Source organism: Vibrio sp. KUL80 (genome assembly GCF_059725495.1).
Window position 1 is genome coordinate 585,181 of the sequence record NZ_AP045842.1, and the last position, 14,295, is coordinate 599,475.

General features: G+C 47.5%; 14 protein-coding genes. 6 read left to right on the top strand and 8 right to left on the bottom strand.

All coding sequences use genetic code 11. The features are described 5' to 3' along the window. Positions 1-74: 74 nt before the first annotated feature. The 4 genes from AC6I8U_RS19275 to AC6I8U_RS19290 all read left to right on the top strand — a co-directional run bounded on the left by AC6I8U_RS19275 (position 75) and on the right by AC6I8U_RS19290 (position 3,410). Positions 75-797 carry an amino acid ABC transporter ATP-binding protein gene (locus AC6I8U_RS19275; RefSeq protein ID WP_498019340.1) on the top strand — a complete coding sequence of 241 codons (723 nt, stop codon included), beginning with the start codon at positions 75-77 and terminating at the stop codon, positions 795-797. After that, positions 797-1,591, top strand: coding sequence for an amino acid ABC transporter permease (locus AC6I8U_RS19280; protein WP_498019341.1), 795 nt, complete (start codon positions 797-799; stop codon positions 1,589-1,591). Before AC6I8U_RS19275 ends, AC6I8U_RS19280 begins: the two co-directional genes overlap by 1 nt. A 71-nt stretch (positions 1,592-1,662) precedes the next feature. Beyond that, positions 1,663-2,487, top strand: a complete 825-nt coding sequence (locus tag AC6I8U_RS19285; RefSeq protein ID WP_498019342.1) for a transporter substrate-binding domain-containing protein — start codon at positions 1,663-1,665, stop codon at positions 2,485-2,487. A gap of 29 nt (positions 2,488-2,516) precedes the next feature. Then, positions 2,517-3,410, top strand: a complete 894-nt coding sequence (locus AC6I8U_RS19290; RefSeq protein WP_498019602.1) for an amino acid ABC transporter permease — start codon at positions 2,517-2,519, stop codon at positions 3,408-3,410. A 35-nt stretch (positions 3,411-3,445) separates the two neighbouring features. On the opposite strand, the gene cyoE is transcribed toward AC6I8U_RS19290, so the two are convergent. The 4 genes from cyoE to AC6I8U_RS19310 are packed head-to-tail and all read right to left on the bottom strand — an operon-like array spanning position 3,446 to position 7,048. Beyond that, positions 3,446-4,363, bottom strand: coding sequence for a heme o synthase (cyoE, locus tag AC6I8U_RS19295; RefSeq protein WP_234496304.1), 918 nt, complete (start codon positions 4,361-4,363; stop codon positions 3,446-3,448). After that, the gene (locus tag AC6I8U_RS19300) at positions 4,360-5,526 is read right to left on the bottom strand and encodes a COX15/CtaA family protein (protein WP_498019343.1); all 1,167 of its coding nucleotides are present in this window, start codon (positions 5,524-5,526) and stop codon (positions 4,360-4,362) included. Before AC6I8U_RS19300 ends, cyoE begins: the two co-directional genes overlap by 4 nt. A gap of 43 nt (positions 5,527-5,569) precedes the next feature. Continuing rightward, positions 5,570-6,154, bottom strand: coding sequence for a redox-active disulfide-containing membrane protein (locus AC6I8U_RS19305; protein ID WP_498019344.1), 585 nt, complete (start codon positions 6,152-6,154; stop codon positions 5,570-5,572). A gap of 3 nt (positions 6,155-6,157) precedes the next feature. Further along, a complete protein-coding gene (locus AC6I8U_RS19310; protein WP_498019345.1) occupies positions 6,158-7,048 on the bottom strand; it encodes an SURF1 family protein in 891 nt (296 codons plus the stop codon). Between AC6I8U_RS19310 and AC6I8U_RS19315 the strand changes: the two genes are divergently transcribed. Then, positions 6,993-7,217: a DUF2909 family protein gene (locus AC6I8U_RS19315; RefSeq protein ID WP_042469869.1), complete on the top strand. Its 225-nt coding sequence runs from the start codon at positions 6,993-6,995 to the stop codon at positions 7,215-7,217. The two genes, AC6I8U_RS19310 and AC6I8U_RS19315, sit on opposite strands and share 56 nt — an antisense overlap. A 63-nt stretch (positions 7,218-7,280) precedes the next feature. Here AC6I8U_RS19315 and AC6I8U_RS19320 read toward each other — a convergent pair whose 3' ends face one another. Genes AC6I8U_RS19320 through coxB form a run of 4 tightly spaced genes read right to left on the bottom strand, consistent with a single transcriptional unit; the run spans position 7,281 to position 11,614 of the window. Continuing rightward, positions 7,281-8,162 (bottom strand): cytochrome c oxidase subunit 3, encoded by an 882-nt coding sequence (locus AC6I8U_RS19320; protein WP_234496300.1) that lies wholly within the window; start codon positions 8,160-8,162, stop codon positions 7,281-7,283. Beyond that, positions 8,155-8,787 (bottom strand): cytochrome c oxidase assembly protein, encoded by a 633-nt coding sequence (locus AC6I8U_RS19325; protein WP_498019346.1) that lies wholly within the window; start codon positions 8,785-8,787, stop codon positions 8,155-8,157. The genes AC6I8U_RS19320 and AC6I8U_RS19325 overlap by 8 nt, the downstream gene beginning before the upstream one ends. A 14-nt stretch (positions 8,788-8,801) precedes the next feature. Further along, a complete protein-coding gene (gene ctaD / locus AC6I8U_RS19330) occupies positions 8,802-10,445 on the bottom strand; it encodes a cytochrome c oxidase subunit I (protein WP_498019603.1) in 1,644 nt (547 codons plus the stop codon). Then, the gene (gene coxB, locus AC6I8U_RS19335; protein ID WP_498019347.1) at positions 10,445-11,614 is read right to left on the bottom strand and encodes a cytochrome c oxidase subunit II; all 1,170 of its coding nucleotides are present in this window, start codon (positions 11,612-11,614) and stop codon (positions 10,445-10,447) included. The genes ctaD and coxB overlap by 1 nt, the downstream gene beginning before the upstream one ends. A 568-nt stretch (positions 11,615-12,182) precedes the next feature. Here coxB and AC6I8U_RS19340 point away from each other — a divergent pair. After that, a complete protein-coding gene (locus tag AC6I8U_RS19340) occupies positions 12,183-14,261 on the top strand; it encodes a DUF4962 domain-containing protein (RefSeq protein WP_498019348.1) in 2,079 nt (692 codons plus the stop codon). Positions 14,262-14,295 lie beyond the last annotated feature (34 nt).

The following is a 14,295-nucleotide window of genomic DNA, read 5'->3' on the forward strand; positions in this document are numbered from 1 at the left end:
AATACATCTGGGTGTTGTGATGGTTTATCTATGTTGCTAATGTATGGAGAGATAACAAAAACAATGGGTTCCACGTGAACGCAGTACAATTTAGCAACGTCAATAAGTGGTTTGGAGACTTCCAAGCCTTAGATTCTATCGAACTTGAAGTCAAGCAGGGCGAAATCGTCGTCATTTGCGGCCCTTCGGGCTCTGGAAAATCGACACTCATCCGTTGTATCAACGGATTGGAAGCCTATAACTCTGGTGACATTCAAGTATTGGGACACGAGGTTGGCTCCAAGCAGATAAAGCCCGGTCAAGTGGGCATGGTGTTTCAGCACTTCAACTTATTTCCTCACCTTACTGTGCTCGAAAACCTCACACTCTCTCCAATCCGCACGCTCAAACTCTCAAAACAAGACGCAGAGTCACGTGCAATGGAAATGCTAGAACGAGTGAAAATTGCTGAGCAAGCTAATAAGTACCCTTCTCAACTCTCTGGTGGCCAACAGCAGCGTGTTGCCATTGCACGTTCACTTTGCATGAAACCGGATATCTTACTGTTTGATGAACCAACATCGGCGCTGGATCCTGAGATGATCAGTGAGGTTCTTAACGTAATGGTTGAACTCGCAGAAGAAGGAATGACCATGCTGTGTGTGACCCATGAAATGGGCTTTGCAAAGCGCGTTGCTGATAGTGTGGTATTTATGGATGAGGGACAGATATTGGAATCCGCCCCCCCTAGTCAGATTTTTGACGCACCGCAGCACCCTCGCACTAAAGCCTTTTTGGAAAAGATCCTCAATCACTGATGCTATTTAGAATACTCAAGCCAGCATTATCGGCATTACTGCAAATCGCACTGGTGGCGTTAGCGCTAGCGTGGCTATTGGACAGCGGAGCCCAGGCAATGGGATATCGTTGGCAATGGGAGCGTGTGCCCGATTACCTCGCCTTTTATGAAGATGGTGAATGGTGGCCAGCGGAGCTTCTCGAAGGTTTGTTAGTTACGATAAAGATCAGTGCCTTGGCTCTGGTCTTTACTCTACTGTTTGGGCTTATCACCGCGCTTCTCAAAACGTCTAACTCTGTCGTTGGTCGTGGGATTGCGCACGCGTATGTCGAGGGAATAAGAAATACGCCACTGCTAGTGCAAATCTACCTGTTGTATTTTGTATTCGGTCCTATCATTGGGCTCGACCGATTCTCAACGGCGGTGTTCGCTCTCGCGTTATTTCAGGGAGCTTATACCGCAGAAATACTTAGAGCGGGTTTAAATAGCGTTCCTAAAGGTCAGTTTGAGGCTTGTCGCTCAATTGGTTTATCCCGTTTCTATACTTATTTTGATGTCATTCTTCCTCAAGTGGTTCGTCGAACCTTGCCACCTTTGACCAACGAAGTGGTGTCACTCATCAAAAACTCGTCCATCGTGAGCGTGATGGCCATATTCGACCTCACAACAGAGGGAAGAAACATCGTCGCCGAGACGGCAATGCCATTTGAAATTTGGTTCACGGTCGCGGCTATTTATCTGATGCTAACTTTGACACTTTCTGGTTTCTCCGCGTGGCTTGAGTATCGCCTAAGTCAGGAGAAACGAGCCTAACACTAATCGACCATCGCATTCTAAACCGCTGTTATTTAACGTAACTGTATCTATCACCAAGGAGTCTAACTATGAAAGGGAAACTCAAGCACTTAGTCAAGGCCGCCACAACTGCTGCGATTGGCCTCGCAGTATCATTCGGTGTCGCCGCTAGTGACACACCAAACCTAGATAAGATTAATGAACGAGGCACACTTAGAGTCGGCATGTCCACATTCGTACCTTGGGCTATGAGAGATAAGCAAGGCGAACTTGTAGGCTTCGAAATCGATGTTGCTAAGCGTCTAGCTGAAGATTCTGGCTGGAAGGTAGAGTTCGTACCAACTGCGTGGGACGGTATCATCCCTGCCCTCTTATCACAAAAATTCGATGTCATCATTGGCGGTATGTCGATCACTCCAGAGCGCTCAAAAAGTGTGTTGTTTACCGAAGCATACTCTCACTCAGGTGTACAGGTTGCAGCGAGCAAAGCCCTCGCCGGCGACTTTTCAAAGATTGAAGACTTCGACTCTCGCCGTGTGAAGATTGCTGCTCGCCGAGGAGCCTTTACGGTTCAGGTAGCACGCGAAACATTCCCTAAAGCGAAAGTACTTCAGTTTGATGATGATGCTCAAGCCTTCCAAGAGGTATTAAACGGCAACGCGCACGCAGTTATTGCATCGAGCCCGAAGCCTGAGCATGAAGCGATTAAACACTCAGATGCGCTGTTTATTCCATTCAGCGACCGTCTATCTAAAGGTAACGAAGCCTTCGCAGTAAGACTTGGTGAAGAAGATAAGAAAGCTTTCTTTGATAAGTGGATCCAAGCACGTACCGAAGATGGTTGGTTAAAAGAGCGCTATGAGTACTGGTTCTCAACCCTAGATTGGCAAGACCAGATCGCTGGCGGACAATAGTACTTATGAGCGACACCAACTCAATGAAGATGAACAATAGCGCAGTGCCTTCGCCAAAACAGATCAGCAAACGTTGGAGACCCACACTTCTCGACGGCGTCCTGATCATCGCTTTAATATGCGTTGCCGTATGGCTAGCCTATCGTTCATCGATCGGTATTAACTACCATTGGCGCTGGAGCCAAGCATTTGAGTTGGTGTTCACTCCTACCGCCAATGGCGGCTTACCTTATTTCGCTCAGGGCATCATCGCCACGATACGCCTAAGCGCATGGGGAATGGTGCTAGCGGTGACTCTCGGGACCGCGTTGGGTTTAGCAAAACACTCAGCTATCTCTGTTTTCAGTGTACCTGCCAATATATTTATTCAATTGGTCAGAAATATCCCGCCACTGGTATTTATCTTCATTTTCTATTTCTTTATCTCGAATCAGTTAATTCCATTACTAGGACTGAGTGATATCTTGAGAGGGTATACGGGTGAGATTTCTGCGTGGCAAGCCTTTCTGTTTGGACCTAGCTCATTGTGGGAAAACCTTCTTTCTGGCGTTATCTGTATCGGTCTGCTTTCATCTGCTTACGTTGCAGAAATTGTAAGAGCGGGGCTATCCGCCATTCCTAAGGGGCAATGGGAGGCAGGAAAATCATTAGGGCTATCTACTTGGTACCAGTATAAAGATGTCGTCGCTCCACAGGTTCTAACAGCCGTGGCACCGGCGCTCGCGGGACAAGCTATTTCTTTAGTAAAAGATACCTCTATCGTTTCGCTGATATCGATTCAAGAAATGACGTTTGTCGGTACTGAAATGGCCAACTCTTCAGGACTTATTTTTGAAATCTGGCTTATTGTTGGCGCTTGTTACTTCCTATTGTGCCTTACCCTATCTTTGCTTTTTAGAAGGTTTGAGACTCAGCAAAGATAAGGTAAAACAAGGCGTTGGAACTGCTCTTTACCTAACTAAATCGCCACGTAGTGATCAACAAGCAATAGAACAAATAGCACCATCAAATGAATAATAGAGAACTTAAACGTCTCCATTGCCGTTTTCTCTGTCGCAGCCACTTTTAACTTCCAAGCATAATAAATAAAGCCAGCGCTTAAGAAGGTGGATCCCGCCAAATAGACAAGCCCAGTCATGCCAACAAGTGCAGGCATAAGGCACACAAGTGCCAACAATATGGTGTAAAGCAAGATTGAGGTTTTGGTGTATTCAACACCGTGTGTGACTGGCAGCATTGGAATATCCGCTTTGGCGTAGTCATCTTTACGGTGGATGGCCAGTGCCCAAAAGTGTGGAGGGGTCCAAATAAAGATGATCATCACCAATAGCCACGCATTCGCATGCAGCTCACCCGTGACTGCGGTCCAACCTAAAAGCGGTGGCATTGCCCCTGCTATGCCAGCGATCACAATGTTCTGTGGCGTCGCGCGCTTTAAATAAAGCGTGTATACAACGGCATAACCCAGCAAGCTCGCGAATGTGAGCCAAGCTGTCAGCCAATTTACCCCTAGCGCTAACACCACAAACCCAAGCACACCGATAGACGTCGCAAAAGCAAAGACCTTTCCGGCGCTGAGATCGCCAGAAGGCAGCGGTCGTTTGTGCGTTCGAGCCATTATGGCGTCAATGCGTCTATCAATAAGGTGATTGAATGCAGCAGCCGAACCCGCCATCAATGCAATACCAGATAGGCCAAGCACACTAGCTTGAACGGGCAAAGCTCCCGGTACCGCCAGACACATCCCTACCAATGCCGTTAATATCATCAGCGCAACCACTTTTGGCTTGGTCAAGGTAAGATAAACGCGCCAGTTTACGGAGGACTTAACAACAGTGGTATTAGCCGTCGATGCCAAGATATTGGTTTTACTCATAGAGAACTCTCCTTGTCTCCAGATGCCTTAAGCGTTTTTATCGATGTCGTCGCTTCGACAATGGTTAGATTAGGTTTTTCAGCTCGAATATAACGCGCACTGCGCAGTGCATAATTAGTATGAATAAGACTGAGCAGCAATAGCGCTGCACCTAGGTTATGCAGCACAGCGACCGGAAGTGGTAAGTGGAAAACCACATTACTGACGCCCAGTGCTAACTGGATACCCAGAATAACCGCGACAACCATGCCCAACTTGCGAATCGCTTGGTAGGGGTAACGAAGTAGCCTAAATGCCAGCATGCCGACAATCAACGCCACAACGATGGCACCAATGCGGTGAGTCACATGAATCGTCATTCTTGCAGGATATTCCAATACCCCGAATTCGTAGTTATCAAAGCCAAAGTGAACGGGTGTAAACGCGGTTTTGAAGTCCAGATACTGAGTCCAGTTACCTTCACAAATAGGCAGCGCAGTACAGACAACAGCCGCGTAATTAGAAGATGTCCAACCGCCTAGAATGATTTGACCAACCGTGACAACCAATGCCAAGAGTGCAAATGCCTTCAATCGAGAGCTGACGAGATTTAGAGCGGTTGGTGAGGTTGGTCTATCGACCACCTTAGGCTCAAACGACTTACTGGTATTTTCCAAATTCTCTTCTGGTGTATTCTGTCGTCTTATTTCCAATTTAGGTCTTAGCTTCAGATAAGTGAAAAACAGCAGCGAAAACATGGTAAAGCCGCCAATGAGGTGTCCCATAACAACAATTGGCATCAGTTTAAGAGTCACTGTCCACATACCGAGCGCTGCTTGAAAGATAATCACCAGAGAGAGCGCGACGGGTAGCAGCGCTCCTAACTTGTCACGACACTTAGTTAAAGCGATGCCCGTAATAGCAAACACCATTAACCCTAGGCCGCCTGCAAGATAGCGATGAATCATTTCAAGCCAAGCTTTATAAGGTTCTACGGCTCGCTCTGGATATAGAGTGTTGGCAACTTCTACGTCCACTTTAGAGCTCGGGACGGTCAGCTTGCCGTAACATCCTGGCCAATCTGGGCAACCAAGCCCAGCATCAGCCAAACGTGTGTACGCTCCCATGGCAATGACCACAACGGTCAAAACGAGTGCTGCTTTAACTAAGTTCATCAATCCCATAGCGACTCCTTGCTCTGCCTACCGATTCTGCTTTGTTTACTGATCACCCAACTCTTGAAAGCTTCAACAGCTTTCTGAGATCGGAGAGTAGTCCTTTACTGTGCGATACCTGCTCTTCTTTGGTAGCGGGAGGGAAAAACATCACCAACTGACCCAGCGTGTCTGCAATAAGATAGCCCTGTGATGGCACCACGCCCGCGAACGCATCGTTAACGGTCACCACAGTGAGGGTCTCTGGAAGTTCTGGCAGTGCTTGCCCGGGTAGAACATATACAACGGGTGTCACGCGCTCTTTATACTTGCCTAAAGCGAGGTAGGTCTGCCCCATAATGTAAAGTCGGTTCATACAAGCTTCATCACACTCGGCGGGTAGCATAAAACCTAGCTGCCAACTTTGGCTCTGCAGTGGATTATTAATACCCAGAGTTTCAAACGTCATTCGAGGCTCAATGAGCTGACCGTGATTGGTCACGCCCGACTCATACCAGTTGTTGCTCAAAATGGCTTTGGCAATAATGAAAGGTAATGCAAAAAACACCACCAGAGCTATCAAGGTTAAGCGGCCACGTCGCACTGTTTTGGGGTCAACGACGGGCTTACTGGTCTCCATACCTAGGTTACTACTCATATTTCACCCTCTATTTCCATTTTTTACACGACCGGAAGTGCTGCGCCATCTAACAAAAGCGGCCACAACAACCAGCGCGAATACTGCTGCCATCGTGAACCATTGAAACGAATAGCCATAATGCTTTGCTGAGTTCATGGAGATTGGCTTCCAAGGATGCGGGTAATCGGTCAGATCGTCGGTTGGTTGGATAACCCAAGCTGACAACTCGCCTCCGATTGCTTCTACATCAGCCCCTCTCAATGACTGTTCGCTACGCAACGCTTCACTCAGCAGTGCCAAATTAAGGTTTTGAATCCGATAAAACGAATAGTGTTCGTCAGCAAACCGCTCACTGTGCAACTCACTGCCAAGCGGGCTATCCATCTTCTTATAGAGTCGCCCTTGAACATCGACTGGCTTTGATATTGGCGTCACCTCAGGTAAGTGACGTCTGTCTAATCCTCCAGCAATGAAGCCCAGCTCTACCAAAAACCGTTGATTTTGTCGTGACGGAGCAATCATCAATTGATAAACGAGATAACCCACCACGCCATCTAGAGTTTGATTGTCGAGATAATATAGAGAAGAGCTAGGCACCAAGTAAGCACTTACTGGCAAACCTATCCATTTCAGATAGTTATGCTCACTCTGCTTCGCTAGAGGTAGAGAGAGTGAAGTAATCTCTGCGGCAGGTAACAAAGCACGCTGCGCTAACGTTTCCTCCAACGCAACTTTTTCATCACCGCGTTGATGTTGCCACATTCCTAATTTGACCAATGCTGAAAACACAACCAAAGTTAAAGCTAAACCAATCCAAAACTTCACGGTTTTGAACCAGATAACGCCAGGAGTACCAATGTCGCCCACACTGTTGTTTAAGATTGCTTTAGTACTGCTGTTACTCTTCATCATCTTTAACTTAGCGCTTGCCCTAATTCGAATGGTGCGCGACGACCCTGATTCGGATAAACCCATGAGTTATTATTTGGGTCGTCGTGTTCTGTTCTCCGCGATTGTCATTATTCTTCTCATCATCGCGCTTCAAAGTGGTTTGTTAACGCCTAACCCCCGACCTTACTAGCTAACATGTTGAACTAACTAAAACTCTCTGCCCCGCGAAATACCTTCCGCAGGGCTCCCATATCTACAAGACGTACACAAAAACAAATAGACACAACCACACCACATCGACAAAGTGCCAATACCAACTGCCCGCTTGGAACCCAAAGTGGTCTTTAGGGGTGAAGTGGTCTTTCGCTATTCGGAATAAAAGGACGATTAAGAACACAGTCCCAATAAATACATGAAGACCATGGAAGCCAGTGAGCATGAAGAAGGTATTGCCGTAGATACCCGATTGGAGGGTTAATCCCATATCCTGATAAGCATGAGCGTATTCGACCGCTTGGTAATATAAGAAAAACGCAGCCAAGACGATGGTGATCTCTAGCCATACAATGAGCGCGGTACGCTTGTTTTTCTCAAGGCTGACATGGGCCATATGCAGGGTTATCGACGATAACAGCAGGATGACGGTGTTCTGTAGTGGTAACCCCGTCCATGGCATCGCTTCTGTGGTGGTGCCGCCTGGAGTGGTAGTGAGCGGCCAAATCGCCTCAAATGCCGGCCACAACACCTCATGAGTCATGGCATTATTGTCTGCGCCGCCTAACCAAGGGACTGATATCATTCTTGCGTAGAACAGAGCACCAAAGAACGCACCAAAAAACATCACTTCAGAGAAGATAAACCAGCTCATGCCTTGCTTAAATGAGCGCGATAGCTGAGCAGAATAAAGCCCAGACATGGATTCAGAGATAACATTACTCATCCACCCAGAAAACATGTAGATAAGTACCGCCACACCAAGCGCTAATACGATCCCCCCAATGACGCTACCTGCACCACCAGTATCAAGATGTTGAACGGTTAGCCCCGCCCCAACTGCAACAAAAAACAGCGCTACGGCTCCAACAATGGGCCAACTGCTCTGCGCCGGAACATAATAAGTTTGAGTCTTACTCATAGCTTATCTCCGATGTTAATAGATTCAGTGCGTCGCTACTGCTGCCGACCTTTGCACGAGAAATATCGAGAGTGGCACCTTGAGTCGCAGCACTGCTCGTAATGTTATAAAGGGTGTAAGAGAGGGTCAGAGTATGAATTGACTCTGGAATGTCTGGCTCGATATAAAAGATGAGTGGCATTTCGGCTTCGCCTTTGCCCTCTAGCGGTTGATGATTGAAGCAAAAGCACTCTATTTTATTGAAGTATGTCGCTCCGGTACCCGGTGATACAGATGGCACCGCCTGCCCTATTAGTGATTGATTAGATTGGTTCTTAGCCAGATAGGCTGTTTGAATGACTTCACCGGGATGTACGTCCAAAGAGAGCTTCTCTGGCTTGAACGCCCAAGGCATATCTGGATTAACATGTGCCATAAATTCAACACGAATAGTGCGTGAGATGTCGGCTCGCATGCCCACAGGCTGAACAGCGGATTCGGTATTGGTTTTACCGTTAATGCCAAGCGCCTCACACATAATGTCGTAAAGAGGCACCAAAGCGAAACCAAAGCCAAACATCGCAACTACGGCGACACCCAGCCAGCCCACCAGTTTTCTGTTCGATTTTTTAGTTTCGCTATCCATGGCAATCCACCTTGTTAATCAATCTTTGGTGGTGTTGTGAATGTATGATGAGGTGCAGGGCTCGGTACTGTCCACTCTAAGCCTTCAGCACGTTCCCAAGGCTTGGCTTCAGCCTTCTGACCACCTTTAATGCACTTGATGACCAACCAAAGGAAGATAAGCTGCGACAAACCAAATGCAAACCCGCCAACAGAGACGATCTGGTTCACATCCGCGAACTGAATTGCGTAGTCTGGAATCCGGCGTGGCATGCCAGCTAAGCCCAAGAAGTGCATAGGGAAGAACAGCACATTCACCGAGATAACTGAGCACCAGAAATGCCACAAACTGAGCTTGTGGTCATACATGTTCCCCGTCCACTTAGGCAGCCAATAGTAGGCAGCAGCCATGATGGAGAACACAGCGCCAGATACCAACACATAATGGAAGTGCGCCACAACAAAGTAAGTGTCATGGTACTGGAAGTCAGCTGGCACTATCGCCAACATCAAGCCCGAGAATCCACCGATGGTGAACAATACAATAAAGGCGATGGCAAACAACATCGGCGTTTCAAACGTTAATGCCCCGCGCCACATGGTTGCCACCCAGTTAAACACCTTCACGCCCGTTGGTACGGCTATGAGCATTGTGCAATACATGAAGAAGAGCTCAGCAAACACCGGCATCCCAGTCGTGAACATATGGTGTGCCCACACCAAGAATGAGAGCAAGGCGATACTGCATGTTGCGTACACCATTGAGTGATACCCGAACAGCTTCTTGCCACTAAATGCTGGCACTATCGCAGAGATGATGCCAAAGGATGGCAAAATCATGATGTACACCTCAGGGTGTCCGAAGAACCAGAAGATATGCTGGAACATGACTGGGTCACCACCACCAGCGGCGTCGAAGAAGCTGGTACCAAAGTACTTGTCGGTCAGCACCATGGTCACCGCCCCAGCAAGTACCGGCATTACCGCAATCAGTAGGAATGCCGTAATTAACCATGTCCACACAAACAGAGGCATTTTCATCAGTGTCATGCCTGGCGCTCGCATGTTGAAAATGGTCACGATCACGTTGATCGCCCCCATGATCGAACTGATACCCATGATATGAACCGAGAATACAAACAGTGCCGTACTATCTGGCGCGTAGGTGGTTGATAGCGGTGCGTAGAAGGTCCAGCCAAAGTTAGGACCACCACCCGGCATAAACAGTGAAGCAATCAGAATGAGAAACGCAAAAGGCAAGATCCAGAAACTTAGGTTGTTCATGCGCGGCAGCGCCATATCCGGCGCACCAATCATTAGCGGCACCATCCAGTTTGCTAAGCCCGTAAACGCGGGCATCACTGCGCCGAACACCATAATCAAGCCATGTACCGTCGTCATCTGATTAAAGAAGTTTGGCTCTACAAGCTGCAAACCAGGCTGGAACAATTCGGCGCGAATGACCATCGCCATGGCTCCGCCGGTCAAGAACATAATAAAGCTGAACCAGAGGTAGAGGGTTCCTATATCCTTGTGACTTGTGGAGTATACCCAGCGCTGCCAACCTGAGGGCGCGTGATCATGATGATCGTCTTCTAAGACTGCCGTGCTGTTTGCGCGGCTCATGTCAGCATCGGTCACTGCGGATGCTTTCACTTTTTCCATTGGATCCGTTTTCATCATAACTCCTTGGAGCTAGGCTCCGCTTCCTGAGTTTTGTACGCATTGATGTCTGAGGCTTGAATTACATCTCCTGTGTTATTACCCCAAGCATTACGCTGATAGGTAATAACAGCTGCGATCTCTTTATCGGTTAGCTGATTGGCGAACGACTGCATGGCTGTACCAGGCACTCCGTCAACAATTTTGCTGATGTGGGTATCAATAGGGCCCGTCGTCGCTACTTCGGCCCCTGCAATCGCAGGGAACGCACCGGGAAGACCTTGTCCATTCGCTTGGTGGCAGACAGAGCAGCGACTTGCATATATGCTCTCGCCCGTAGTCAATAGCTCTTCAATAGAAAGCGTCGCATCCAATGCTTTGGCCGCTTCGGCTTTGGCTAATGCCATCTCTTCTCGCTTGCCAGCCAACCATACGTCGTAATCCGCTTGTGTCATGGCTTGAACTACAATTGGCATAAAGCCGTGCGCTTTGCCGCAAAGTTCGGCACATTGACCCCGATAGACACCAGGCTCGTCAATTTTGGTCCAAGCTTCATTGATAAAGCCCGGGATGGTGTCCTTCTTAACCGCAAAGTCAGGAACCCACCATGAATGGATAACGTCATCGGAAGTCATTAAGAAACGGATCTTTTTATCGATGGGTACTACCAGCGGGTTATCCACTTCAAGCAGATAGTGCGCCCCCTTCTCTTCTATCCCATCGATCTGTTTTTGCGAGGTCGACATCAACGAAAAGAATTCAACGTCTTCGCCAAAGTACGCGTAATGCCACTTCCACTGCGAACCGGTAATTTTGATCGTGATCTCTGATTGAGAGGTATCTTCCATCGCCACTAAGGTTTTCGTTGCAGGAATCGCCATCAACACCAAGATAATGATAGGTATCACGGTCCAAACAACTTCGACTTTGGTACTCTCGTGGAAATTCGCAGGCACAGCACCTTTGGACTTTCTGTGTTTGAAAATGGAGTAAAACATCACCCCAAACACCACAAAGGCGATTGCACAGCAAATGTAAAAGATGAGCATATGCAGGTCATAGACTTGGTTACTGATATCAGTAACACCCCGAGTCAAGTTGTAGTTACTCGACTCGGCGAGGAGAGGTTGGCTGACAAGCGCAGTCGCCAAACCAATCCCAACGTGAATGGTCAGCAATCTCTTCAAAAGATTTCTCCTTTGCCTAGCCACGCCGTTTTTGACGTGGTTCCCCTATGACTTGTACCAAGCACGTCCAGAGAGTGATCAAACAATCTAGGATGGGACAAGCCCGTAATCAAAACCCAACAAGCTGTGATTCGACGACGGTAAACGAAGACCAACTAGGTTTTTTCGACCCTTCATTGGGTCTCAAAAAGTAATGCCAAACTGCACAAGTAAACGGTCAAGACGAAAACTTAACCACTTACTTATTGAGTCCGGTATCAATAAAATACAACCAGAAACAAATTGTTATATTTTTGTTAACTAAAGGCTAGTTAGAGATTTCCAGATCTGCAAGCATAAAAATAATCGGAGACTTTTTGTGAACACGGCTTATCGAACACTCTAAAGATTTTGACAAAATGCTAAGTTAGGTTTCTTGTTACAAGTCGATAACGCGACCAAATTTCGTCATTGGTTACACTTCACAAAAACGTAAGAGAATGCGTAGAAGTATTTTATTATTGTATGACAATATGTCATATTACCTGCAATTCCTTTTCGACACATTTGTATCTACAAGAGAGTTCGTATGAGTAACGAGAAATCATTCGACGCAATCAAGAAGATGAAGCTGGAGAACGATACTTCAGCGGGTAACTTGGTTGACCTACTTCCTATTGAAGTTCAAAAGAGAGACTTTGACCTTTCTTTCCTAGACAACCTTTCTGAGGCTCGTCCTCGCCTACTTATCCAATCTGAAGAGTTGGCTGAGTTCAAAGCTAAGGTTAAAGAAGATGAGTCTTACTGTATGTTCGACGACTTCTTCAATAACTCAACGAAGAAGTTCCTAGACACTGCACCATACGCAGAGCCACAGCCATACCCGGAAGAAACAGTAGGTAAAGCCTCTCTGTGGCGTCCTTACTGGCGTCAAATGTACGTTGATTGCCAAATGGCACTTAACGCAACTCGTAACTTGTCTATCGCAGGTATCGTGAAAGAAGACGAAGCGCTAATCGCAAAAGCAAAAGCGTGGACACTTCAACTCGCTACTTACAATCCAGACGGCGTGACATCTCGCGGCTACAACGATGAAGCGGCGTTCCGCGTTATCGCAGCAATGGCTTGGGGTTACGACTGGCTACACGCTCACTTCACAGAAGAAGAGCGCGAAATCGTACGTGAAGCACTAGTGACTCGCCTAGACGAAATCATGCATCACCTAAAAGTGACGGTTGACCTACTGGCTAACCCACTGAACAGCCACGGTGTTCGTTCAATCTCGTCTGCTATCATTCCGACGTGTATTGCGCTTTATCACGACCACCCTAAAGCAGGCGAATACATCGCTTACGCTCTAGAATACTACGCAGTTCACTACCCACCATGGGGCGGCGAAGACGGCGGTTGGGCTGAAGGTCCTGACTACTGGAACACGCAAACCGCATTCTTAGGTGAAGCTTTCGACCTATTGAAAGCGTACACTGGCGTGAATATGTTCAACAAAACCTTCTACGAGAACACAGGTGACTTCCCGCTATACTGCATGCCTGTTCACTCGAAGCGCGCAAGTTTCTGTGACCAGTCATCTATCGGTGACTTCCCTGGTCTTAAACTGGCATACAACATCAAGCATTACGCAGGTGTTAACCAGAAGCCAGAGTACGTTTGGTACTACAACCAACTTAAAGGTCGTGATACTGAAGCGCACACTAAATTCTACAACTTCGGTTGGTGGGACTTCGGCTACGACGATCTTCGCTTCAACATCCTATGGGATGCACCAGAAGAACAAGCGCCGTCTAACGATCCACTGCTAAAAGTGTTCCCAATTACAGGTTGGGCTGCGTTCCACAACCGTATGACTGAGCGCGATGAGCACATCCACATGGTATTCAAGTGCAGCCCGTTTGGCTCAATCAGCCACTCGCACGGTGACCAAAACGCATTCACACTGCATGCATTTGGTGAAACTCTGGCATCTATCACTGGTTACTACGGTGGCTTCGGCGTAGACATGCACACTAAGTGGCGTCGTCACACGTTCTCTAAGAACCTTCCACTATTTAATGGTAAAGGCCAGTACGGCGAGAACAAGAACACGAACTTCGAAGGTCACCAAGATCGCTTCTGTATCGAAGCTGGTGGTCAAATCACTGATTACGATACAGATTCTGATGTTAAGTTCGTTGAAGGTGATGCAACAGCCTCATACAAGTTCTTCACGCCAGACATCGAGTCTTATAAGCGTAAGATCTGGTTTGTGAAAGGCAAAGTGTTCGTAATGCAGGACAAAGCAAGCTTCGGTGAAGAGAAAGACCTGACTTGGCTAATGCACACAACGTTCAACACAGAGACAGCTGATAAGTCATTTGCTATCCGTGGTGAGAATGCACACCTAGACGTGAGCTTCATCAACGACAGCGCTGACAGCATCACCTCTGTGAAAAATGTTGAAGGCTTTGGTGACGTAGACCCTTACGAGTACCAAGACCTAGAAATCCACCGTCACGTAGAAGTGGAATTCTCTGCAGCTAAGCAGCACAACATTCTAACGCTATTGGTTCCAAACAAGAACAACGGCGAGCAAGTTGAAGTGTCACATAAAGTTGAAGGCAACACACTTCTTCTGACTGTAGACGGCGAAACAGTGACTATCGAGCTGTAATCGCATTCATACGCAAACACCCCGCAATTAGCGG